The organism is Aquabacterium sp. J223, assembly GCF_024666615.1.
GTDB lineage: Bacteria > Pseudomonadota > Gammaproteobacteria > Burkholderiales > Burkholderiaceae_C > J223.
This window is the reverse complement of the sequence record NZ_CP088297.1, coordinates 2,561,966-2,584,958: the sequence shown is the minus strand read 5'-3', so window position 1 is coordinate 2,584,958 and position 22,993 is coordinate 2,561,966. Positions and strand designations below refer to the sequence as shown.

Annotated in this window: 18 protein-coding genes and 2 pseudogenes; 4 read left to right on the top strand and 16 right to left on the bottom strand. The window is 70.6% G+C overall.

Features of this window, described 5'->3' with window-relative positions:
• Position 1: 1 nt before the first annotated feature.
• From rfaE1 to LRS07_RS12385, 4 genes are all read left to right on the top strand, one after another.
• Positions 2-934, top strand: coding sequence for a D-glycero-beta-D-manno-heptose-7-phosphate kinase (gene rfaE1 / locus LRS07_RS12400; protein ID WP_260498343.1), 933 nt, complete (start codon positions 2-4; stop codon positions 932-934).
• Complete coding sequence (rfaD, locus tag LRS07_RS12395) at positions 931-1,938, top strand: ADP-glyceromanno-heptose 6-epimerase (protein ID WP_260498342.1); 1,008 nt, start codon at positions 931-933, stop codon at positions 1,936-1,938. Before rfaE1 ends, rfaD begins: the two co-directional genes overlap by 4 nt.
• Positions 1,938-2,405: an adenylyltransferase/cytidyltransferase family protein gene (locus LRS07_RS12390; RefSeq protein ID WP_260498341.1), complete on the top strand. Its 468-nt coding sequence runs from the start codon at positions 1,938-1,940 to the stop codon at positions 2,403-2,405. The genes rfaD and LRS07_RS12390 overlap by 1 nt, the downstream gene beginning before the upstream one ends.
• A gap of 372 nt (positions 2,406-2,777) precedes the next feature.
• Positions 2,778-4,082: an Ig-like domain-containing protein gene (locus LRS07_RS12385; RefSeq protein WP_260498340.1), complete on the top strand. Its 1,305-nt coding sequence runs from the start codon at positions 2,778-2,780 to the stop codon at positions 4,080-4,082.
• A gap of 22 nt (positions 4,083-4,104) precedes the next feature.
• On the opposite strand, the gene LRS07_RS12380 is transcribed toward LRS07_RS12385, so the two are convergent.
• The 16 genes and pseudogenes from LRS07_RS12380 to LRS07_RS12305 form a co-directional block, all read right to left on the bottom strand.
• On the bottom strand, positions 4,105-5,313 hold the full coding sequence (locus LRS07_RS12380; RefSeq protein ID WP_260498339.1) for a capsular polysaccharide export protein, LipB/KpsS family: 1,209 nt from the start codon (positions 5,311-5,313) through the stop codon (positions 4,105-4,107).
• Positions 5,314-5,344: 31 nt separating this feature from the next.
• Positions 5,345-5,572 (bottom strand): annotated as a pseudogene (locus tag LRS07_RS12375) (capsular polysaccharide export protein, LipB/KpsS family); the annotation flags it as partial.
• Positions 5,573-5,801: 229 nt separating this feature from the next.
• Positions 5,802-6,152 (bottom strand): annotated as a pseudogene (locus LRS07_RS12370) (capsular polysaccharide export protein, LipB/KpsS family); the annotation flags it as partial.
• Positions 6,134-6,826, bottom strand: a complete 693-nt coding sequence (locus tag LRS07_RS12365) for an SGNH/GDSL hydrolase family protein (RefSeq protein WP_260498338.1) — start codon at positions 6,824-6,826, stop codon at positions 6,134-6,136. The gene LRS07_RS12365 and the pseudogene LRS07_RS12370, both read right to left, overlap by 19 nt.
• Positions 6,827-6,908: 82 nt before the next feature.
• Entirely contained in the window at positions 6,909-8,228 is a 1,320-nt protein-coding gene (locus LRS07_RS12360; RefSeq protein WP_260498337.1) for an alginate O-acetyltransferase AlgX-related protein, read from the bottom strand.
• A 56-nt stretch (positions 8,229-8,284) separates the two neighbouring features.
• Positions 8,285-9,322, bottom strand: coding sequence for a glycosyltransferase family protein (locus LRS07_RS12355; protein WP_260498336.1), 1,038 nt, complete (start codon positions 9,320-9,322; stop codon positions 8,285-8,287).
• Between the two features lie 4 nt (positions 9,323-9,326).
• Positions 9,327-10,502 carry a hypothetical protein gene (locus tag LRS07_RS12350; RefSeq protein WP_260498335.1) on the bottom strand — a complete coding sequence of 392 codons (1,176 nt, stop codon included), beginning with the start codon at positions 10,500-10,502 and terminating at the stop codon, positions 9,327-9,329.
• Between the two features lie 10 nt (positions 10,503-10,512).
• Positions 10,513-11,661: a polysaccharide pyruvyl transferase family protein gene (locus LRS07_RS12345; RefSeq protein WP_260498334.1), complete on the bottom strand. Its 1,149-nt coding sequence runs from the start codon at positions 11,659-11,661 to the stop codon at positions 10,513-10,515.
• Positions 11,658-12,335 (bottom strand): CatB-related O-acetyltransferase, encoded by a 678-nt coding sequence (locus LRS07_RS12340; protein WP_260498333.1) that lies wholly within the window; start codon positions 12,333-12,335, stop codon positions 11,658-11,660. Before LRS07_RS12340 ends, LRS07_RS12345 begins: the two co-directional genes overlap by 4 nt.
• Positions 12,304-13,617 carry a glycosyltransferase gene (locus tag LRS07_RS12335; RefSeq protein ID WP_260498332.1) on the bottom strand — a complete coding sequence of 438 codons (1,314 nt, stop codon included), beginning with the start codon at positions 13,615-13,617 and terminating at the stop codon, positions 12,304-12,306. Before LRS07_RS12335 ends, LRS07_RS12340 begins: the two co-directional genes overlap by 32 nt.
• Positions 13,618-13,627: 10 nt before the next feature.
• Complete coding sequence (locus tag LRS07_RS12330) at positions 13,628-15,508, bottom strand: glycosyltransferase family 2 protein (RefSeq protein ID WP_260498331.1); 1,881 nt, start codon at positions 15,506-15,508, stop codon at positions 13,628-13,630.
• Entirely contained in the window at positions 15,505-17,745 is a 2,241-nt protein-coding gene (locus LRS07_RS12325) for a glycosyltransferase family 2 protein (protein WP_260498330.1), read from the bottom strand. Before LRS07_RS12325 ends, LRS07_RS12330 begins: the two co-directional genes overlap by 4 nt.
• A gap of 885 nt (positions 17,746-18,630) precedes the next feature.
• Positions 18,631-20,340, bottom strand: a complete 1,710-nt coding sequence (locus tag LRS07_RS12320) for a polysaccharide biosynthesis/export family protein (RefSeq protein ID WP_260498329.1) — start codon at positions 20,338-20,340, stop codon at positions 18,631-18,633.
• 1 nt (position 20,341) lies between these two features.
• Positions 20,342-21,070, bottom strand: a complete 729-nt coding sequence (locus LRS07_RS12315; protein WP_260498328.1) for a KpsE/RkpR family capsule polysaccharide export protein — start codon at positions 21,068-21,070, stop codon at positions 20,342-20,344.
• Between the two features lie 372 nt (positions 21,071-21,442).
• Positions 21,443-22,189 (bottom strand): ABC transporter ATP-binding protein, encoded by a 747-nt coding sequence (locus LRS07_RS12310; RefSeq protein WP_260498327.1) that lies wholly within the window; start codon positions 22,187-22,189, stop codon positions 21,443-21,445.
• A 50-nt stretch (positions 22,190-22,239) separates the two neighbouring features.
• Complete coding sequence (locus LRS07_RS12305) at positions 22,240-22,986, bottom strand: ABC transporter permease (RefSeq protein ID WP_260498326.1); 747 nt, start codon at positions 22,984-22,986, stop codon at positions 22,240-22,242.
• Positions 22,987-22,993 lie beyond the last annotated feature (7 nt).

Here is a 22,993-nt window from a genome sequence, read left to right as displayed (position 1 = left end):
GTTGCCGCGCCTTCACCGGCAGGCCGTGGCGGCCGCCCGGGTGCTGGTGGTGGGCGACGCCATGCTCGACCGCTACTGGTTCGGCGACGTCGAGCGCATCTCGCCCGAGGCGCCGGTGCCGGTGGTGCGGGTGCGGCGGCAGGAAGAACGCCTGGGCGGCGCCGGCAACGTGGCGCTGAACGCCAAGGCGCTGGGCGCCCGCACCACGCTGCTGACGGTGGTCGGCGAGGACGAGCCCGGCCGGCAGCTGCAGGCGCTGCTGGCGCGCGAGGGCGTCGCCACCATCCTCTCCACCGATCCGGCGCTGCAGACCATCGTCAAGCTGCGCCTCATCGGCCGCGCCCAGCAGCTGCTGCGCGCCGACTTCGAGAGCGAGCCCGACCACGAGGTCCTGGGCCGCATGCTCGACCGCTACCAAGAAGCGCTGGCGGCGCACGACGTGGTGCTGTTCTCCGACTACGGCAAGGGCGGCCTGACCCACATCCCGACCATGATCGAGCGCGCCCGGGCCGCGGGCAAGCCGGTGCTGGTCGACCCCAAGGGATCGAACTACCAGCGCTACGCCGGGGCGACCGTCATCACGCCCAACCGCGCCGAGCTGGCGCAGGTGATCGGCGCCTGGTCCGACGAGGACACGCTGCGCCGCAAGGCGGAGGCGCTGCGCCGCGAGCTGGGCCTGGACGCCCTGCTGCTGACCCGGTCGGAGGACGGCATGACGCTGTTCGACGCCGAGGGCGACACCACCGTGCCGGCCGAAGCGCGGCAGGTGTTCGACGTCACCGGCGCCGGCGACACCGTGATCGCCACGCTGGCGGTGGCGCAGGCGGCGGGTTTGTCGCTGCGCGAGGCGGTGCCGGTGGCCAACCGCGCCGGCGGCATCGTCGTGGGCAAGTTCGGCACGGCACACGTCACCTACGAGGAACTGTTCTCATGACCCGCACGGTGGTCACCGGGGCGGCCGGCTTCATCGGCGCCAACCTGGTCAAGGGGCTCAACGACCGCGGCGTCAGCGACGTGATCGCGGTCGACGACCTGCGCGACGGGGCGAAATTCCACAACCTGGCCGACCTTCGGATCAGCGACTACCTGGACAAGGACGAGTTCTACGCCCGCTTCGCCCGCGGCGAGTTCGGCCGGGTGGACGCGGTGCTGCACCAGGGCGCCTGCTCCGACACCATGGAGCACGACGGCCGCTACATGCTGCAGACCAACTACCGCTGCAGCAAGGACCTGCTGGACGCCTGCATCGCCCAGGGCACGCGGCTGCTCTACGCCTCCTCCGCGGCGACCTACGGCGCCAGCGAGACCTTCCGCGAGGAGCCGGCGTTCGAGCGGCCGCTCAACGTCTACGGCTACTCGAAGCTGCTGTTCGACCAGGTGCTGCGCCAGTACGTGCAGCGCCGTCCGCTGCCGGTGCAGGTGGCGGGCTTCCGCTACTTCAATGTCTACGGCCCGCGCGAGCAGCACAAGGGCCGCATGGCCTCGGTGGCCTTCCACCACTTCCGCCAGTTCCGCGACACCGGCACCGTCAAGCTGTTCGGCGAGTACGGCGGCTACGGCCCCGGCCAGCAGCGGCGCGACTTCGTCTTCGTCGACGACGTGGTGGCGGTCAACCTCTGGTTCCTCGACCACCCGGACCGAAGCGGCATCTTCAACCTCGGCACCGGCCGCGCGCAGCCGTTCAACGACCTGGCCCATGCCACGGTCAACGCCTGCCGCGCGCTGCAGGGCGAGGCGCCGCTGACGCTGGCCCAGCAGGTCGACCAGGGCCTGATCGAGTACGTGCCCTTCCCCGACGCGCTGCGCGGCAAGTACCAGTGCCACACCCAGGCGGACCTGACCCACCTGCGCGCCACCGGCTGCGGCCATGCCTTCGCGGACGTGGCCACCGGCGTGGCGAAGTACGTGCAGTGGCTGGCCGCCCAGCCGCACGTGTGATGCCGCTGATCGACAAGATCGTCGGCTGGGACGAGGCCGCGGCCCTGCCGCCGGACCAGCGCCCGCTGGTCTTCACCAACGGCGTCTTCGACCTCCTGCACCGCGGCCACGTGGCCTACCTGGAGAAGGCGGCCGAACTGGGCACTGCGCTGATGGTCGGCCTCAACAGCGACGCCTCGGCGCGCGGCCTGGGCAAGGGACCCGACCGGCCGCTGAACCGCGAACTCGACCGGGCCCTGGTCATCGCCGGCCTGGCCAGCGTGCGCTGGGTGGTGCTGTTCGACCAGCCCACGCCATGCGAGCTGATCGAGCGCGTCAGGCCCGACGTCTACGTCAAGGGCGGCGACTACGACATGGAAACGCTGCGCGAGACGGCCCTGGTCCGGTCGTGGGGTGGCCGCTCGCTGGCGATCCCGTTCATGGACGGTTACTCCACCACGTCGCTGGTGCGCCGCATCCGCGGCTGACCGGCGCGATCCGCTGCGCCCTCGCAGCGGATCCTCCTGGGCACCCGGCCACGGCGCGCTGCCGTCGTCCGCGCCGCGTGCCGGCCGGCATGTGCATTGCCAAATGTTGCCGGCCGCTTCCTGCACCTCGGTGATGTCCGCCGCGGCGGGGGGTCGGCTCGAAGGCGCATGCCATGGCAGTCCCTGCAAGCGCGCGGTCGCCCGCGGTCCGCCGCGGCCCTGACGCGGGCCAACCCCCGGGCGCGGACGCCTATCCAACGACGAGCGGGGTCATCACCCGCCATCTGTCCTCCAGCGTTCAAGTTCACCCGGTTCGCAGCCGACATACGGGTCGCGGTGCCGTACGGCCGAGGCCCTTGTTGGAGCGACCCGATGACCCCCCCATTCCTGCGCCCGGCGTTCACCGTTGTCATCGCCTTGTGGCTCGTCGCCTGCGGCGGAGGGGGCGGCGGCGGCGACGCCGCTGACCAGAGCGGACGCGCGGCCCCGCTCTCCGGCAGCCCGGACCCGAACAGCTACCGCGCCGGCGACCTGCTGGTGCTGGAACGCAACACCGACGCCGGCCTGGCCCGGGTGGCCGTCGACCTGACACGCGGCGGCATGATCGTCGAGGCCGGCGTGGCCGGCCGCAACGTGGTCAACGCCGACGACACCGGACGCGGCGTGCAGTTCGCGCTGTACGACGGCGCCGGGCCCTACGACAACTGCGCCGGCTGTTCCGGCCAGTGGGGCTGGAACCCGGTGCAGGGCGGCAACCGGGCCAACGTCGGCAGCCCGGTCACCAGCTGGTCGGTGCAGAACCGCACGCTGACCATCACCACCAAGGGCCGCCAGTGGAGCGGCACCGACGACGACCAGATCACCATCGAGCAGGCGGTGACCGCGGTGGACAACGAGCCCTTCGCCTTCCGCGTCGCCTTCCGCATCGCCTATTCGGGCACCCAGGACCGCGTCATCGCCATGCAGGAGCTGCCCGCCGCGTATGCCGGCAGCGCCTACCGCACGCTGATCGGCTACAGCGGCAGCGCCCCCTGGACCTCCGGTGCGTTGAGCACCGGCGCCCTGCCCCCGATGGCGGCCGCCAGCAGCTTCTCGATGGCGGCGCCGGAGCGCTGGTTCTCGCTCGTGGACGGCACCGGCCACGGCCTGACCCTCTACGCACCGGGTGCCGACGCCACGGTGCGCGGCTTCGCCACCGCCGACACCGCCTTCGCGCGGCTGGACCAGCCGCTGTCGCTGGTCGCCGGCCAGGTGCTGAGCGGTCACTACTTCCTCATCGTCGGCGACCACCGCGCCGCCCGCGACACCGTCTACCGCCTGCGCGCCCAGCAGGAGAACCAGACCCTCGACCTGACCGCGCCGGTCTCGGTGGTCGACACGCCGGCGGCGACGGCCACGGTGAGCGGCATGGCCCACGTCAGCGGCTGGTCGGTGGACGACCGCGCCGTCGCCAGCGTGGAGGTGCGCCTGGACGGCCAGCGCCTGGGCGACGCCGCGCTGGGCATCGCCCGGCCCGACGTGCAGGCCGCGGTGCCCGGTGCCCCGGGCGATGCCGGTTTCGGCTTCAACTTCGACAGCCGGAGCTGGCCCAACGGCGCGCACGTGCTGCAGGTCAAGGTGACCGACCATCGGGGCAATGCCGCCGTGCGCCAGCGCACGGTCCAGATCGCCAACTGAGCATCGCCGGCGGGCCCGACCGTCAGGCGGTCAGCCGTCGCAGCAGCGGGCGCAGCAGGCGGGTGCGCCAGGGCGCGCGGCCCGCGCCTTCGGCCCGCCACTGCAGCAGTTCGTCCAGCGCCCGCTCGGCGGTGGTGAAGTGGCCGGTGCGCCGGCTGACGTAGGTCGGGTACAGCAGCAGCGTGCCGGCGACCAGTTCGTCGAGGCCGAGCCGTCGGCTGCGGCGCGGCGTCGTCATGCGGTCCTCGGTCAGGCCCCAGCCGGCATAGAACGGCAGGCCGTGCACCACCACGCGCCGCTGCCTCAGCAGCGCCTCGAAGCCGGCCAGCGAGGTGATGACGTGCACCTCGTCCACTTGGTCCAGCAGCTGCACGATCGGCACGTCGCGCACGACCTCGTCGCAGCAGCGCAGCAGTTCGCGCTCGGAGGCGCCGCCCGCGCGCAGCCCGGCCACCACGTCGGGGTGCGGCTTGTAGACGAGGTGGGCCGCCGGGTGCGCCCGGCGCGCCTCCTGCAGCAGCGCCAGGTTCGTGCGCACGGCACCGGCGCCGAGGGCGATCGACGCATCGGCCTCCACCTGCCCGGCCACCAGCACCACCGTCGCGCCGGCCGGCCGACGCCAGCGGCCATGGCCCACGTTGTACTTGCTCAGCCCCGCCTGGACCAGCCGTTCGCGCAGCGCCGCCGCGCGCCGGCACAGCGCGGCGTCGAAGGACTGGTGCTGCAGCAGCCGCTCCAGCGCCGACGGTCGCGTGGCGTCGTAGTACAGGCCCTCGCCGTCGACCACCCACGACAGCGGGCGCACCAGGTCCGCGCCCAGCCCCACCGAGCGCAGGAAGCCGTCCTCCAGCCGCAGCCACGCAGCGCCGTCGCCCGCCTGGCCGGCGACGCGGCGCCCGCCCCACACCGCGACACAACCGCCGGGCAGCGCGGCGGCCGCTGCGGCCCGGCGCTGGAAGGTCACCTCGCTGCCGGCCAGGAAGGCGCGCACGATGGGCTTCTTCCAGCGCGAGAAGCCGATGGCCTGCACCGCCGCGGGGAAGCGCTCGCGCATGCGGCGCTGCAGGGCCATCCACTCGACGAGCCGCTCCGGCGCGCAGCGGCGCCCCGTCTCCGGATCGAGGTAGCGGGGATAGTCCACCAGCGCCGCATGCACGAGCGCCTGCAGGGCGACCGGCCGCCGCCGCGGCGGCGCGGCCTGCTCGTCCTCGGTCAGCCCCCCAGCCGGCATAGAACGGCATGCCGAAGCAGCGCACCGGCAGCCCCCACAGCAGCGCCTCGAAACCCACCTGCGAGGTGACGCAGTAGACCGCCCGCGCCCGCGCCAGCAGCGCCGGCAGGTGCAGGTCCTGCGCGATCAGCCGCACCCGCGCCGCAGCGCCGGCGCCCAGGCGCTCGAAGTGGCCGCGCCGTCGACCGGCCACCACGTCGGGATGGGTCTTGACCAGCACCGCCGCGCCGGGGTGCTCGTCCAGCGCCGCCTCGAGCATGCGCTGGAAGGCCGCGGCGTCCCCCCCGCCCATGGACGATGGACAGGTCGCCCGCCGTCTGGTCGACCACCAGCACGGCGCCCTGCGGCAGCGCATCGGCCGGACCCTCGCGGGCATGGTTGTACTTGGACGCCCGCGATTGCCGCCAGGCCGCCCGCAGGTCGTCGGCCCGCCGCGCCGACGCGGCGGGCAATGGCGACTGGGCCAGCGCCTCCAGGCGCGACGGCCGGTCGGCGTCGTAGTAGATGCCGACATCGTCGAGCACCACGGACAGCGGGGCCTCGCGGTCGCCGCCGTGCACCGAGCGCAGGAAGCCGTCCTCGGCACGCCACAGCGGCAGGCCGGCACGGGCCGCGGCGGCCTCGGCGCGGCGGGCGCTGGGCTTCAAGCCCCAGGCCAGCACCGCATCGGCCGCGCCGTCGCGACCGCCCAGCGCGTGGACCAGCCGCCAGTCGTCCAGCAACCCGGGCAGCGTGGCGATGCGCCGCAGCCCGCCGGACAACAGCGCCAGGCGCGGCCGGTGGTCCTGGTCCGGGTCGGCGGCGGGCCGGGGCGGTGCCGTCACGGCCGCTGGACGCATTCGCCGGACTGCAGCCTCGCCTGCACCCGCGACAGCACGACCGCATGGCCGGCGTCGTTGAGGTGCACGCCGTCGCCGGCGTCGAACCGGGCATCGATGCGGCCGTCGGGCGCCGACAGGTCGGCCCGCACCGCCACGAAACAGGCGCCGACCGCCGCGGCCAGCCGGTCGTCGACCTCGCGCAGCCGATCGCGCAGACCGTCCGCCAGGTCGCGCGGCTGGCTGGACAGCACCATCACCGACGCGCCGCCGGCCATCAGCACCGAGCGCATGGCCAGCAGGTTGGCCACCGTCTCCTCCACCGCATAACCGAGCGCGGTGTCGTTGGAGGGGAAGGACAGCAGCACCAGGCGGGGCTGCCGCGCCAGCGCGGCTTCCACGTTGAGCGTCACGTCGCTGACGGGACGACCCGCAGGCCGCGAAGCCGCCGCCGGCAAGGCCTGGTAGGTGGTGATGCCGCCGCGGGCCAGGTTGGTCATCGTCACGCCGCGGGCCGCCATGTCCGCGGCCAGCCGGGCCGCCCAGGCATTGCCCGCCGTGGCATTGGCTCCCGCTGCCGTCGACGAGCCGAGGACCACCCAGGTGCCGGGTGCCACGGCCGGTGGCGGGGACGACGGCGCCTCGCCGCCGCCACCACCGCACGCCGACAGCAGCACCGCCACCAAGGCCAGCACCACCCCGCCAAACGATGTGGCACACCGCCCGGCTCCGCGGCCCCATGCCGATGGTCCGGCGGGCATCCGACACACACCCCGGTCAAGCGCCATGGTCGGGCTCGAGCAGGCGGGCATAGAAAACGTTGAGCGGATCGACCGCCAAGGACCGAGACGCCGCCTCGGCTCGCCAGGCAGGGCCGGCTTCGGCCAGCTTGGTGCGCACCGCGTCCGCCAACACGAAATCGCAGGACGGCGGCTCGATCAGGAACCGCGCGGTCGACTGGCAGAGCAGCAGGTCCGGCCGCTCGTGCTCGACCACCCGGCTGTCCACCTTGCCTGCGCTGTGGACGAACACCGTGCGCCGGAACAGCCGCTTCAGGTACTTGAGCATGGGATAAGCCGACGAGGCGCCGAAGACCAGCAGCCGCTGCTCGAAGCACGGCTGCGGCCATCCGTCGAACACGATCACGCGGCCGATGTTGGGCAACCGGTTGTCGAACACCGCCCCCTCCTCCGGCGGCGGGCCGTCCAGGAATTCCGTTGGCGCGCTGCGCGCCGGCACCAGCTTGCCGCCGAGATCACCGACGTAGGGCTCCATGCGGTAGGCGTCGTCCGAACAGCGGGCGACGGCGGGCGCCGTGTCCAGGCCCAGCACCTGCAGCGCTGCCAGCGTGGCGCGCCAGGCGCCACGGTCGGTCCAATGCGTGTCCGTCCGCTTGAAGCAGTCCTGCGGCGACGGCGCCGCCGCCAGCACCTTGGCACCGTCGACGAGGCCATCCTCCGGCTGGGCCAGGCTGCACACCTGGTCGAGCACCGTCTGGGCGGCGCGGGCATGCGGGTACTGCTGCCGCAGCACCTCTTCCTTCGACGGCGCGATGAGCAGCGCATGCCGCATGCGCATCTGCAACGCCAGTTGCCGAACGTCGGCCAGATAACGCTGCCAGCGCCGCAGCCCTTCCTCGTCCAGGCGCAGGTCACCGGTGAACTGGTCGACGCTGCGGTTGGTGTCGTTGTCGAGGAAGAGCCAGCCGTCAGAGCCTTCGAGCACCCTCGGACCGTCGCGCAACTGCAGAGAAACGGCCCAGAAGACCTGCCCGTCGGGCAGCCCGAAGCCGAGTTCGATTGCGCGCACCGGCAGCGGCACCTCCACCGTGAAGCCGCAACGCAGTTGCGCATGGCCGGACGGCGGCTCGCCGAGCACCCGCTGGATCACATCGGGTCGGCCGTTGTTGAACGCCTGGCGCTGGACCGCATCCGACCCGGCGGCGCCCTCCGCGCGCCAGACCACGAACGGCGGCTCGCCGAGCGCCTCCTGCCGAAGGAGCAGCCAGCCCTGCAGACGCAGGCAGCCCGCCGTCACGTCCAATGCCGCACCGTCACGCGGAAGGTCCAGCGTCCAGCGATGGACGGCCGGGGGCATGTCCCTGCTCAGGCGCAGCGACGCGACGACCGGAGACGCGGCTGCCACGACGTCCATCAATACGCCAGCGCCATGGCCCGGTCACGGGCAGCAGCGGCCATGCGCTGCCGCCTCGGCGCATCGGCGGCCAGTTCCAGGATGGCGGTCACCCAGCGATCGGCATCGTTGGGCAGCAGCAGCCCATCGACGCCATCGCGGACAAAGCTGCGGTACGGCTCGACATCGCTGTAAAGGCCGACGGCATGCATGCGCGCGTGGTCGAAGAACTTGGTGGGCGCTCGCCCCGCATTGAACAACGACGGCAGCAGCGGCGCCAACGCGATGTCCCGCCGCACGCCGGCGGTGTAGTCCAGGTAGTTGGGCCAGGTCATGGGGTGAAGGACGTTGACACGAGGGAGCGAGGAGAATCGCTTGTAAGTCTTGTGGCCGCCGAAGACCTCCATGCGGCTTGACGTCAACCGCGATTGCACTCCCTCAATCACCGGGACGAGCCACTGGAACTCCGCCTCGTGCGAGGCGGTACCGTGGTAGCAGATCCACGTCGGTGGGCCGGATTCCATCGTGAGGCGCAGCGGTCGCGGGGGCAGCGTCCTGGGTTGCCAATGGGCGTATTTCTGCGCGAGGTAGGGTGTCGACACCCAAAACTCGTTGCACAACGACTCGATCATCTTTCGCTGGTGCAGCGCGCCGCGACCGACCTTTGACCGATAGGGCTCGGGCAACGTCCGGACCGCCGCCTCGTCCATCAAGTCGTCGTCCATGAAGTAGACGATCCTTTTCAGCGCCTGCCGATGCTTCCACAGGGCGAGGGCCTGATGACGCTCCAGATACCTGGAGATCACCACGTCGGGTCGATTCTGAAGAAGCTCGTCCAGGGGCACCACCGCTTCCTCCTCACGAAGCGGCCCGACTTCGGTCGACAGAAGAAAAAAGTAGGACGGCCCGTTCCAGGCGCCAACCAGCAACCAGCCGTCCGACGTTCGTGCGGCGCCGCGATGGGCCGATTCGGGCGACGACTTCGTCGGCCCGACGCGGCGCAAACCGTCGAAGCCCGCACCAAGGCGGCGTATGGATGCCCTCAGCCGCTCGCCCACCGCACTACTCATTCGTCGATACCCGCACGGGAAACCGGATGAGATCGCGGTTCGGTGTGGCGCCGCAGCCCCCGGGCCGGTTGAACCGCGTGTAATAGACATAGGCCCGAGAGCCCAGGGTGCCGAAGTTTCGGTCCTGCGACTCATGATCGATGAGAGACGGGTAGGCCACGTCTTCCAGGGGTCGAGGGCATCCTGACTTCGACACCATCGACGCAAACGGCCGGGGACGAGTCCACCGCCACAGATCGCTGGACGTCGCGGTCTGGAATTCGATCCTCACACCGGCGTCGGTCGTCGCACCGGCTCGACTCCAACTCGCCAGGACCGCCACGTACCGCCCGCTGTCCTGATGCCACAGCAGGCTGCGCACCGGCGCGTCGAGGTTCGCCATGGTCTTGCAACCCGCTTCGGCCTGAGCCCCGAGGCCTTGAACCTGTCCCGGCCGCAAATCGACACGGAACGCCTCGCCATCAAAGGCGCGCCACTGGGAAGGTTCGGCTGGATCAAGGGCGCGCAGCAGACAGACGCCTCGCGACTGTCCAGCATGCCCGAACGAGAACACCAGCGTGTAGTAGGCGCCATCGCGACCGCGCACGATGTTCGAGGTGGTGAAGTAGCCGGTGGGTGAGCGGGCGTCTGGCGAATACTCAATCTGCGGCCGGGCCATGATGTGATGCGGCGGCTGCGGCGCCTCGAAGGACTGGCCGCCGTCGGTCGAAATGGCGACGATCAAGGCGCTCCACCAGCAATTCGTTCCTGGTATCCCCCTCGAATTGCAGTTGTTGAACCACTCACCGTGGTAGTCGGCACTGCCAAGGGCGACGACCTTGTCGTCGCCGACGACGTAGAAGGTCTGAAGCCATGTTCGGGCGTTAAAGGCGTCCGGCCTGCTGTCCATCGCCGAACGGAAGATGGAGCGGCAGGACGACCTCAGGTGATCGAAACCATCGCCGACCCGTTGCAGATTGGTGAAGTGAGCAGCGCTGACGACCAGCTTGCCGTCGCCGCGTCGGTAGGCGCGTGCAGGGGAGTCAGGAAAGTCCTCTGCGTCGCAGCGGTCCACCTCCCACTTGAAGACCACCTCTTCCGGTCCAGCTGGGCTCAACACGAGCTCCGCCCCATACAGGCGACCGGAAAGAAGCGCCGTTGCCAGGACAACAAGGATCCAATGACGCATCACGGCGTCCTCAATCCTTCGCCGGTTGCGCAATTGACGCGAGCCAGGTGGCGGGTTCGAGTCCATTGCTCCGCAAAAACCTGACATACCGCGCCGCCAGGGTGAGTCTGTTCTTGTCGAACGCATCGGCGTCAAACTGGAACAGGCGCGAAAGCATGTCTCGTGTGATTCCTCTGCTGACGTCCTTCGCTTCGACATGCGGCACCTTCATGGTGGCGCACAGTTCCAAGGTCCTGGAGTCGTGGGCCACACACATCGCAGGCACACCGACCTGGAGGGCAAGCATGACGCCGTGGATCCGCGTTCCCACCACGAAGTCGAACCGCCTCAGGTGGTCCATCCAGAAAGCGGCGGAGAAAAACGATCGAGCGTGGCGCTGGGTCCAGCGGGAGAACTCCACATCCGACATCCAAGGAGCGGCGTACTGCCGACAGGCATCGGCCACCTCGTGATCCAACGACCCCGCTTCCCCGCGACCGACCCGCACCATTTCAAGCGGGCTCTGGCAGATGTAGTCTCCCCCTGTCGAGCAGGCCATCTGCACCAGCGAGGCCTCCAAACGGCTCAGGTGGGTCCAGCGCTGATGCCCAGCCGTCACGGCGATGAGTTCGGGCTTCCCATTCCACCGGTCGACGATCTTGCGACCCAGGCCTGGGTCGGGATTGATGAACAGCGTCGGGCACCCGGTGACCACTGCCTTGTCCGCGAGGCCATATCGCTCGAGGGATCGCCTGCTGAACTCGCCTCGCATCGCCAGGTTCGGCGACTCGGAGGGCGAGTGATCCTGTATGGCGCGGATCCAGTCGAGGGTGCCCTGGGGGATGTCGACATTCTCTTCGGCATGCCCTGCCTGCGCCCCCAGTCCGATGCCGACCAGCCGGACGTCAAGGCGACGGAAGCTGTCAACCAGATAGCCAAGGTCGACATGGCTGCCCAACTGGTTGGCCAGCGTGAGAACGCCGACGTCGCCCAAGCGCTCGACCGCCGGCGGTTCTGCGTGCCACAGGATCGAACGGAGATCCCCGCCCAGGTGCTGTGAAATGGCGTAGCAGAAGGCCAGATTCCCCGTGTTGTCACCGACGAGTTGCAGCGCCCGCTCGGTCGGCAGCAGCGGTGCAGCCTCCAGGGAGGGCGAAAAGCCGAACAAGAACGCCTTCACTTCTCCGCCCTCTTCTCGGGGTACACCTTCGGGGGACTGAACTCCGTTAGTCGGCCGTCCTCGATGGCTTCTGCAAGCTGGTCGAGCGCCAAGTTGACGTCGTCGAAGTTGATCGACCCGATGGCGGTCACGTTGTACTTCCACCATTGCGCCTTCAGAAGTCGATCAATGGTGTTGTCGTCGAATCGAAGACGCTTGACCTTTGCCGGAACACCGGCGACCACCGCGTAGGCTGGCACGTCTTCGATCACGACGGAGTGGGCTGCCACCACCGCGCCGTTTCCAATGGTGACCCCGGACTTCACGAACACTCCCTGGCCGATCCACACGTCATGCCCTATCACGACCGTGGCGTTTGACGAATAGCTTCGGACCGGCTTGTGGTAGTCATGCCCGTGGGACTGCAGCCACTCACCCCATCCATGGACATTCGGCACGTACTGAATCATGGAGGAGGACAGCCATGACGTTGGATGTTGGTCGGAGGCGATGTCGACGCCGGGCGCAATCGAGCAGTAGCGACCAATGCTGCAATGCCCCAGTCGGCCCCCGAAGATGCCGGTGAAGCTGCCAACTTCTACCCTGTTGTAGGGCACAAGGGTGGCCTGGATAACGACCGGCGGTTCAAACCACGACCGGGAGTCAAGGGTCGGCAGGGTCCCCGTGATCAACACCCCGTTGTCTCGTGCTGCAGCAGGTGACATGCCTCAACGCCCGATGAGCTGCAAGTGCTCCGCAGCGCACCTGGAAAAGGAAAGAGGCGGCACACAGGCGGACTTGAGTCGGTCCCATGTCTCGGACTGGCTGCACAGTTGGACCAGGGTCCGACGCCAAGCCAACACGTTGCCGGCGGGAACGTGCACACCGTCCACGCCGTTCTTCACTTTCTCGGCCATGCCCCCCGATGTCGGAGACGACGAGCGGCCGCCCCGACACGAAGGCCTCCTGGATCACCATCGGCGAGTTCTCCCACCAGATCGACGGCACCACCACCCAGTCGATGGTGGCCATTCGGGTGCGCAACTCGTGCGGCTGGTAGGGGCCGACCCACTGCACCACGCCCTGGTCGATGAGCGGCTTGCGCAGCGTCTCAACCTTCTCCCGGTACTCCGCCGGCTGCAACTCCAGGTTGGCACCGTGGACCTCCAGCACGATCTTCTTTCGCTCCGCCTTGGGCAGGTCGTGAAGCGCCTGCATCACCACGTCCAGGCCCTTGTAGGGGTTGATCTGCCCGAAGAACCCGAAGCGGTTGCGCGTCTCGCCCTCGGCCAGCGGACGCGGCGGCAGAGGCGGCTCGTCCGACTGGCCGTTCTCGATGGTGACGATCTTGTCGGCCGGCAGCCCCCAGTCGATGTAGCGCTGGCGCAGGAAGTCCGACGGTGCGATGAACTGGTCCACCAGCTTGAAATGGCTCTGGAAGTAGTGCTTGCGCATCCAGAAGTCCTCCGCCGACTTGTCGGGGAAGCAGCGGTGGCATTCGTCGAAGCTTTCCCGGCTGCACAGCTTGAAGCTGCCGGTCTTGATCATCTGGCCGTTGTTGCGGCAGATGGCCATGTACTCGTGCAGGGTGAGCACGAGGCGGATCGACGGGTCGACCTGCTTGATGACGCGCAGGTACTCCAGCCCCAGGTGCGCATAGTGGTGGGTGTGCACCACCGTCGGCCGCAGCTCGCGCACCAGATCCGCGAACCAGGTGGTGAGCGACTCCTGGTGCACCGCCTTCATGGCGTGCCAGTCGTGCACCGCCTGCTCCCACAGGTATTCGTTGCTGCGACGCATGGTGATGGCGCCGGTCGGGCCGCGCCCCCGGTCGGCGCGGGCCAGGAACCAGGCGTCCTCCACCTCGGGCAGCCCGCGGTAGGCCTTGAACAGGTTGTAGGCGGCGATCTCACCGCCACCCAAACTGAAGTCCGGGTGGGCGTGGGCCATGACGAGGATGCGGTGGCGTTGGGTCATCGTCGCCACCTCAGGCCGTGAGCAGGGGTCTGGGCCACGCGCCGGGCTGCGCCGCTCCGGGTCCCTTCTCGATCAGCCCTTGCCATCGGGTCTGGTGCCGCACGGCGTTGTAGATGACCACGCGATGGCGGAACTCGTCTTGGCCCAGCAGCTTGAAGCTTTGCCGCTCCAGGTGGACGAGTTGCACGTCCGGCAGGTAGCCGATCTCCAGACCCGCATTGCGCAGCTTGAGGCACAGGTCCGAGTCCTCGAAATCGCCGATGAGGTAGCCCGCGTCCCAGGCGCCGAGTTCCAGAAGCTGCTGGCGCCGAACGGCGATGCAGGCCCCGGTGACGCAGGTGACGCTGCGAAGGCCCTTGTGCACGTCGAGCTTCGGGTCCAGCCCCATACGGGGATGGTGGTTGATCCAGATGCCCAGTTCCTCCCGGCGCTGAAACTCCATGCCGCAGTGCTGCATGGCGCCGTCAGGGAACACCAGCCGCACGCCCAACGCACCAAGGTCGGGGCGTGTGTCGAGCGCTTGGCACATCTGCGCCGCCCAGCCCGTCTGCTGCGGAAAGGCATCGCTGTTGAGGAAGATCACGCGAGGCGCGACGGTGTGCTGCAGGCCCAGGTTGTTGGCACCCGAGAAGCCCCGGTTCACGCTGCCCCACACCCAGCGGAAGGGCAGCTGGTAGAGCCGGTGAAGCGCCTCCGCCTGGTTGGCGAAGGGTTCCACCAGCCGCGGGTCGTCGATGACGTAGACCAGCTCCGCGTTGGCCTTCAGCCACGGGTCGGCCGCAAACTCGATGAGCTGGTGCTCGACGAAGTCGCAGCGTCCGTACAGCGGCACCACGATGGCCACCTGCGGCTTGATCACCGGCGTGCCGAGCTGACGAACCTTGGCCGGCAGCTGCTCCCAGACGCTTTGTCGGTGTTCCATCAGCCCGCGCAGCAGCGGTTCATCGACCAGCGGCACCCGCCGGTGCATCTCCGACATCGGCGTGTGGATGGAGAACAGCCAACGGGCGGCGGCCACCGGGTCGATGGGCAGCGTGCTCGCATGTGCCGAACTGAGGACGTGGACGCCGAGTTCCGACAGTGCCTTGAGCCGGACCTGGCCGGATGGCTTCAAGCCGCGCAAGCGCACGATGAACCCCGCATCGCGGCTGGCGGCACCGAACTCGCCGTGCGTGGCCTCATGCACATCCTCGCGGAAGCGGCGGAAGGCGCCCTCCAGCGGGTACGTGTCCCCCTGTTCATCCTCCAACCACACGACGGTGCCCGGCATCTGCACCACCCAGCCGAAGGCCACCCCCTCCTTGGACAGATCGCTGGCGGCGGCACCCTCGAGGAACCCCCTTGCGCTGCGGCAAGGCGCCGAAACCTGCGGCGTACGGGCGATCAGGCTGCGCCACGACGGCGAGTGCGCCGGTTCGCCCAACGCCAGCAGGCCCATGGCCGGTCCGAGCAATTGCACCTCGGCGCCGTCGAAAGCCGGCTCGGTGCCGAAGACGAGCGGCGCGGACCCACCGCCGACGCCGTCGCCGGGCAGGCGCCAGGTCAGGCTCACCGCGTCGTCCTCGTGCGCCTGGGCGACCAGGACGAAGCCCAAGTTCTCGGCGCTGTCCAGTCCGAAGTGCAGGGCCACGTCGGTGCGAGACAGCGAAACATGACGGCATTGCAGCGGTTTGGTGCTCACCGCCAAGCCGAGCGTGGCGCTGCCCGTGCACCAGCCGGCGACGACCAGGACGCCGTCGAAACGGCAGGCCAGGTCGACCTTGACGCTGGGGCCCTCCAAGCCGAGCGAGGCCGACAGCGCCGCCGGCATGTTCTGGACATTGGGCAGTTGAAGCGCCGGCAGCATTGTTTTCTGGCCGGGCGGTTTGCTGGGGCTGGAGAAGAGCTTCACGGCGAGGTTCCGGTGGAGGTGATCGGCTCGGGTGGCCGTTGGAATGGCAACTGCAGTGAGTAGTCCTCCCGCGAACGGCTCAAGTGCGGGCTGTAGAAGGGATCGGTGTCGAGGGCCGCGCCCCAGCGGCGGCGCATGGCCTCGACCTCTTGACGAAAACGTGCCTGCTGCAGCGGCGTCACGTCGGCGCCGCGGGTGCGCGATTCGTGGTGGCGCAGCTCGGCGAACGGCGTGAAGACGTTGAGGTAGCCGGCCTGCCGCACCTTGAGGCAGAAGTCCACGTCGTTGAAGGCCACCGCCAGGTGCTCGGCATCGAGGCCGCCGACCGACTGGTACAGCGCCTTGCGCACCAGCAGCGCCGCGCCGGTGACGGCGCTGACGTTGTGCGCGACGCGCAGCCGGCTGAAGTAGCCGTCGGCGCTGCGCGGGAAGTACTTGTGCGAATGCCCGGCCACGCCGCCGATGCCCAGCACCACGCCCGCGTGCTGCACGGTGTCGTCGGGGTAGTACAGCTTGGCGCCCACGCAGCCGACCTCGGGCCGCAGGGCATGACCGACCATCTCTTCCAGCCAGTCGGGGCTGATGACCTCGATGTCGTTGTTGATCAGGCCGACCACCTCGCCGGCGGCCTCGCGCACCGCGGCGTTGTTGATCGCGGAGTAGTTGAAGGGCGCGTCGTAGCGCAGCACGCGCAGGCGGCGTTCGGGGTCGGCATCGCCGCGCCGCCGCAGCTCGTCCAGGTAGGCCAGGGTCTGCGGCTGGCTGGACTGGTTGTCCACCACGATGACCTCGAAGGGGCGGTAGCGGGTGCGTTCCAGGATGGAGTCGATGCACTGGCGCAGCACGTCCAGCCCGTCGCGCGTGGGCACGATCAGGCTGACCAGCGGCGCCGGCTGCGGCAGCGGCCAAAGCTGGCGGTACAGGCCCGGCGCGAGCACGCTGACCTGAACGCCCCGGCCTTCAGCGTCGGCCGCGTCCTGCAGCGCGCGCAGCGCCGCCGCGGTGGCGTAGGGCTTGTGGTCGTGGTCGGCGGCCGAGGAGGCGGCCGACTTGCGCCAGTGGTACAGCACCTGGGGCAGGTGGACGATGTCATCGCGATCGGCCACCCGGGCCGCGCAGCGCAGCAGCAGGTCGTAGTCCTGGCTGCCCTCGTAGCCGAGGCGGAAGCCGCCCACTTGGTCGACCAGCTGGCGGCGGTAGGCGCCGAGGTGGCAGACGTAGTTCTGGCTGCGCAGCAGGTCGGGCGACCAGTCGGGCTTGAAGAAGGGTTCGCAGCGGTTGCCGTCGGCGTCCAGCTTGTCCTCGTCCGAGTACAAGATCTGCGCGCTCGGCCGGCGCTGCAGCGCCTCGGCCAGCGCGAACAGCGCCTGCGGCGCCAGCACGTCGTCGTGGTCGAGCAGCACCACGAAGTCGCCGTCGGCCAGGGCCAGCGCGTCGTTGCTCGCCGCGCAGATGTGGCCGTTGCGCTCGCGCCAGGCAATGCGCAGGCGCGGGTCGGCGGCGGCCTGCCGCGCCAGCAGCGTGCGGACCTCGGGGTCGGTGGAGGCGTCGTCGGCGATGCACAGCTGCCAGTGCGGGTAGTGCTGGGCGCGCACGCTGTCCAGGCAAGCCGCCAGCCAGCGCGGCTCGGGGTTGAACACCGGCAGCACGATGGAGAAGCGCGGCAGCTGCTTCCAGTCGCGCAGGCACTGTTCGCGCGTGGCCGCGGTCGGCAGGGCCGGCTGCTCCACCTTCGCAATCCAGTCTTCGTAGGCCACCGGGCCGGTCGAGTCGGGACGGAACAGGCTGCAGTAGTCGGCCCACAGGACCTCGGTCGTCGCATCGGCCAGCGCCGTCGGCGCCCGGCCGATGGCCGTGGCCAGCTTGCGCCGCATGCGATCCAGCGCGAAGTGCGCGGGCACCCGCTTGAGGCCGCAGCGCTGCAAGGCGAACTCTCCGGGATGGGCCAGCGGATCGAGGCGCAGGCGTGCCGCCATCGGCAGCCATACCAGCCGTTTGGCCAGGCGGCCACTGCGCAGGGGCAGGTCCCAGGCGTGCTGCTCGTTCCAGCCCTCGCCGAAGTCGGCGTAGAGCCGAGCCCTCGCCCGCGCGGCCGGCAGTTTCAGCGCCAGCTCCAGCATGTACCAGCCGCCATGCACCGGCCGGTCGAGGTGGAACTGAGGATCGACACCCAGCGAGCGGAAACGACGCCGCCCCAGCGGTAGCAACCCGACCGCAGGCTGCCAGCCGCCGCCCATCCCCCCACCACCGTGGCACATGGAGTTGGCGGCGCACCGCCTCGGCCCAGCGCTGCCAGAGCGGCGGCTCGCCACGCCTGGCTTCACAGCCGAGGGCCTCCAGCCGCAGCCGACCGGGCCGGTCGACGGGATCGAGCCGCCAGCGGCTGGCGCCGAGCGGGGCCTGCAGCCGGGCGCTCCAGCGGCGGCCCGACGCCGTCTCGTCGACGCAGGTGAACGACGTGGCGCGGCTGCAATGGTCGTAGCCGCGGCCGCGCGCCGGCACGTAGGCGACCGGCGGACCGGCGTCCGCCGCCTCCACGTCGAGCGACAGGTCCAGCCAGCGCTGCCGGCGCGGCGGCAGGGCGTTGAAGCGAAGCTGCGGGTCGTCGCCGGTGGCGAGCAGCGGCCACGCCGGGTCGTCGGTGAGCGACAGCTGGCGGGTCTCGTCAACCTGCCATTGATGCAGCCGCGCGGCGGTGACCTGCGAGACCGGCAACAGCGCGTCCCTGGCCGGCTGCTCGCCACTCCAGTAGCCGGCCACCCACACCCGCGACAGCAGCGGCTCGGGCCCGAGCAGGGCCACCTGTCCCGTCAGCGGCGCGAGGAAGAACCAGCTGCGCCCTTCGTCGTCGCCGCCGGCCTCCACGGGGACCAAGCCGCTCGGCCAGCGGCCGTCCTGCCCATCGACCTGCCAGCACAGCTGCGAGGACGCCCGCCCGCCCAGTTGCACGTGCAGCCAACGTCCGCGGGCATGGCGCAGCAGCGGCCCCTGCAGCAGGCGCACGGTGCGGCCCTCCTGCCACTGCACGTCTCCCAATGCCAGCAGCGCGGCCGCCGGCGACATCGGCAACGGGCCGCGGCCTGGCTCGGGATCTGGCCGATGAATGGAGGACGGCAGCGCGCTCATAAGCCCAGGAACACCCGCGCCGCGATGGCGATCTGGTAGACGATCTGGGTGATGCCGCGGGTGATCTCGATGCTCTTGGTCTCGATCTTGGGCAGCACCATGATCTCGTCGCCCGGCTTGAGCGCCGCGCTGCCGGCCTCGTCGACCGAGCCGTCGGGGTGGATGACCAGCACCCGCGCCCGCTCGGCGCCCTGGTTGAAGCCGCCGGCCAGGCGGATGTAGTCGTCGGCCCGGGCGCCGCCGTCCCACACCAGCGCGTTGGGGAACAGCACCTCGCCGCTGACCAGCACCAGGTTGCTGCGCTCGGGGATGCGGATGACGTCGCCGTCCTCCAGCAGGGTGTTGCGCGCCTCGGTGCGCTGGGCCAGCACCACCTGGCCACGCGGCTGCACGGCCTTGGCCCGCTCGACGAACTGCAGGATGAGTTCGGCCTCCCGGTGGCGCAGCGCGGCTTCCTCGCTGGTCGCGCTGCGCGCGGTCAGGGCGTAGGTCTCCAGGCCGCGCAGCGAGGCCAGCAGCATCTCCTTCTGCCGCAGGGCGACGGACCGTCGGAACAACTGGGCGGCCTGGGCGTCGGCCTGCGGCGCGGGCTTCAGCCGCGCCAGCGCGTCCTGCAGCGTGGCGCCATAGGGCATCACCAGCGCGCGCTCGCCGAGGTGCGCGCCCTCCAGCCGGACCAGGATGGTGCCGGGGTAGCGGTCGGAGGTGACGGTCACCTCGTCGCCGTCGGCGATCTCGACCGTGGCGGCGGCGGCGAGCGGCTGGTACTCGCTGCGCCGGTCGGCGCCGCGCATGCGCACGATGCTCAGGTGGGTGGCCGCCGGTTTGGGCCGGGCCAGCGCCAGCAGCTGCGCGCCGGTGATGCGGCCCTCGTGGAACTCGAACACGTAGGGGTTCTGGACCTCGCCGCCCACCTGCACCACCGGGCCGCGCGGCGCGGCGACGATGGTGTCGCCGTCCTGCAGCTGCACCTGCTCCAGCCGGCCTTCGAGCAGGAAGCGGTAGAGGTCCAGCCGCGCCCTCACCTGCCCGGCGCGCAGCACCGACACCTGCAGGTAGCTGCCGCGGTCGGGGTCGATGCCGCCGGCACGGTCGAGGTAGCTCAGCACCGAGTCGCTGTTGAGCCCGGCGTACAGGCCCGGTGCGCGCACGAAGCCGCTGACGTACACCTTCACCGGCTGCGACCCTTCCACCGTGGCGTAGACCCCGACGTTGGCGCGGAACACCTTCTTGGTCTGCGCTTCGACCTGCGCGTTGAGTTCGGCGTTGCGCACGCCCAGCACCTGCACCGGGCCGACGTTGGGCACGAAGAGGTTGCCCTGCGGGTCCACCGACTGCACCGCGTCGTGCTGGAAGGCGCCCCACAGGCGCACCGCGACGCGGTCGCCGACGGCGACGCGGTAGTCGGCGTTGAAGCCGCCGCCGCGTTCGCCGGCGAAGCGGCCGGTGAACATCTGGGAGCCGAACACCACCGGCTGTGCCGCCGTGACCGGGTTGGGCGGCAGCGGGGCGGCGCTGGGCGCCAGCACGACGGCCGGATCGGCCGCCGGCGCCGCGGGCGGCACGCGCAGCGGCGGCGGGCCGGACAGGCCGCGCGGGCCGCTGCCGGTGCCGGTGCCGTCGAGGGCCAGCGGCTGGGCGCCCGCGCCAGCCGCGCCCAGGCACAGCGCCAGGACCATCCGTCGGCCGAAGGTCGTCAGTCTCATGTCAATCCCGGTGCTCTCGGATGGTGGCCAGCAGCAGGCGCAGCGCGCCATACAGCAGCACGCAGACCACCGCCAGCGTGGCGAGCGTGTAGAGCCGGCGCGGGTACAGCGCGATCTCGGGGCGTGCGGGCGGCTCGACGATGGCCAGGCTCTTCAGCTTGCGCCCGGCCTCCACCCGCGCGGTCTCGACGGCGGACAGGGCCAGCTTGTAGGCGTCCTCGGCGATGCGGGCCTGCAGCGTCAGTTCCTGGAACTGCACCGCCAGCCGGCTGACGCGGCGGTCGTCGCCCGCGCCGGTGACGCGCAACTGCTCCACCGACAGCTGACGGCGCAGCGCGTCGAGCTGCTGGCGGGCCGCGCGCACCGGGTGGGCGTCGTCGTGCAGGTACGACTTCAAGGTGCGCAGCTCGGTCTCGAGCCGCGTCACCTGCGACTGCAGTTCGCCCTCGATGCGGTTGGCGTTCTGCGCCTGGGCCAGCGGGTCGAGCTGCGCATAGCGGGCCTGGAAGGCCAGCAGCGCCGACTGCGAGCCGCGCACCCGCTCGGTGGCGCGTGCCAGCTCGCCCTCGGCGAAGGCCATCTGCTCGCGCGCCACCTTCTGCGAGAAGGCGTTGACGAAGGTCTCGCACTCTTCCAGGATGGCCGCGTTCAGCGCCTGCGCCATCGTCGGGTCGAAGCCCTGCACCCGCACCGTCAGCAGCGAGGACAGGTCGTCGAACAGCAGCTCCACCCGCGCGCGGTAGTACTCGAGGAACCACTCCTGGCTGGTACCGGGGTAGAGCCGGTAGAAGGGGGTCGACCCGCTCGGACTCGAAGTGCGCGCGCAGCTGCAGCCGCTCGTCCAGCCGCTGCAGCAGCGCCAGCGAATGGATGAACTGCCGCAGGTACAGCGTGTCGTCGCGGGCCGGCGGGTTCACGCCGGGCAGCAGCGCGGCCAGGCCACTCAGGCCGCCGCCGTTGCCGGACGCCTGCCGCACGGTGACCACCGATTCGCTGACGTAGCGGTTGGCGGCGAGCACCGTCAGGTACAGCAGCGCCAGCAGCAGCGGCAGCGCGACCACCAGCGCGGCCAGGCGCCCGGCCCCACCGCGCAGCAGCCGGGTCATGCCGTCAGCCCCTCGGCCGCTCGGGTCGGCGCGGGCGCCGGCACGGCGGGCCTGCCCAGGGCCAGGTAGGCCTGGATGCCGGCCTCCCGGTCGTCGAACAGCTGCCACCGGCCGCCCGGCCCGAGCAGCAGCACCACGTCGCACAGGGCCCGGATGTCGGCCACCTGGTGCGACACCAGGATGGCGTGCGCCGAGGCCAGCCGCCGCTTGAAGGTGTCGTGGCTCTTGCGGCGGAACGCCGGGTCGCCGACGGCCATGACCTCGTCGATGAGGTAGTAGTCGAAATCGAAGGCCATGCTGAGGCCGAACGCCAGCCGCGACCGCATGCCCGACGAGTAGCCCTTGGTCGGCCGGTCGAAGGCCTCGCCGACCTCGGCGAACTCCTCCACCCAGCGCACCCGCTCGCGCGCCGCCGCGCCGTGCAGGCCCATCAGGTGGCAGACGAAGCGCACGTTGTCGCGCCCCGTCAGCGAGCCCTGGAAGCTGCCGGACAGGCCGACCGGCCACGAGATGCGGGCGTCGGTGACGATGCGCCCGCGGTTCGGCGCCTCGATGCCGCCGAGCAGGCGCAGCAGCGTGGACTTGCCGGCGCCGTTGGGGCCGAGCACGCCGACGCTGACGCCGTCGGGCAGGCGCAGGCTGACGTCCCGGAAGACGTACTTGCGCCCGGCCGGCGCGGGGTAGTACTTGGTGACGCCCTGCAGTTCGATCATGTCCGGTGCCGCCCGGCCGCCCGACGGCATGGGGCGCCCCCTCGGGGGCCGCCGGCGACAGTGAGCGGGTGGGGTTCATGTCAGATCGCCAGCAGCCGGTGGCGGTGCAGGTGGTACAGGCCGAGGCCACCGCTGACGGCCACCAGCATCCAGAACGACAGGTAGCCGGCGTCGATGCCCTCGACCAGCCGGTAGCCGGGGATGAAGAAGGCCCGCGACAGCTCGACCAGGTGCAGCAGCGGGTTGAGCAGCAGCCATGAGCGCCACGGCTGCGGGACCAGCTGGATCGGGGTCAGCGCGCCGGACACCAGGTAGAGCACCAGGAACACCACCCGGACCACGCTGCGCGTCTGCGGAAACGGGTGCGTCAACACCGCCAGCGCCAGGCCAAGGCCGAAGGCGCCGGCGCACAGCACGCCGCCCAGGCCCAGCAGTTCCAGCGGCCGCGCCGGCGCCCATGGCAGCCCGGTGATCGCGAAGCCGCCCAGCATGAGGGCCGACACCGCCAGGTACACCGCGGTCTCCAGCAGCATGCGGGCGGCCAGCGTGTCGATCGGCTTGACCTGCCGGTATCCGAACAGCGCCCGGTTCGCGTCGATGCCCTCCATCAGGCGCAGCGACACGTTCCGGAACAGGTAGAAGGGCAGGATGCCGGCGAACAGGAACACCGCCGGCTCCACGCCGGGCAGCGCCGATCGGTGCAGGCTTCCCAGCAGCACGGTCATCACCAGCACCTGGGCCAGCGGATCCAGCAGGGCCCAGTACACGCCCAGCCAGCGTCCGCCGAAGCGGGTCTTGGTCTCGCGCAGCAGGAGGGCGAACAGCACGTGGCGC

Excerpts from the sequence above, each read along its gene's own strand:
- LRS07_RS12320 (WP_260498329.1), bottom strand. The coding sequence starts at position 20,340 with ATGAGACTGACGACCTTCGGCCGACGGATGGTCCTGGCGCTGTGCCTG.
- LRS07_RS12360 (WP_260498337.1), bottom strand. The coding sequence starts at position 8,228 with ATGCCCCCGGCCGTCCATCGCTGGACGCTGGACCTTCCGCGTGACGGT.
- LRS07_RS12390 (WP_260498341.1), top strand. The coding sequence starts at position 1,938 with ATGCCGCTGATCGACAAGATCGTCGGCTGGGACGAGGCCGCGGCCCTG.
- rfaD (WP_260498342.1), top strand. The coding sequence starts at position 931 with ATGACCCGCACGGTGGTCACCGGGGCGGCCGGCTTCATCGGCGCCAAC.
- LRS07_RS12325 (WP_260498330.1), bottom strand. The coding sequence starts at position 17,745 with ATGGGCGGCGGCTGGCAGCCTGCGGTCGGGTTGCTACCGCTGGGGCGG.
- LRS07_RS12335 (WP_260498332.1), bottom strand. The coding sequence starts at position 13,617 with ATGACCCAACGCCACCGCATCCTCGTCATGGCCCACGCCCACCCGGAC.
- LRS07_RS12380 (WP_260498339.1), bottom strand. The coding sequence starts at position 5,313 with ATGCCGGCTGGGGGGCTGACCGAGGACGAGCAGGCCGCGCCGCCGCGG.
- LRS07_RS12310 (WP_260498327.1), bottom strand. The coding sequence starts at position 22,189 with ATGCCGTCGGGCGGCCGGGCGGCACCGGACATGATCGAACTGCAGGGC.
- LRS07_RS12350 (WP_260498335.1), bottom strand. The coding sequence starts at position 10,502 with ATGCGTCATTGGATCCTTGTTGTCCTGGCAACGGCGCTTCTTTCCGGT.
- LRS07_RS12385 (WP_260498340.1), top strand. The coding sequence starts at position 2,778 with ATGACCCCCCCATTCCTGCGCCCGGCGTTCACCGTTGTCATCGCCTTG.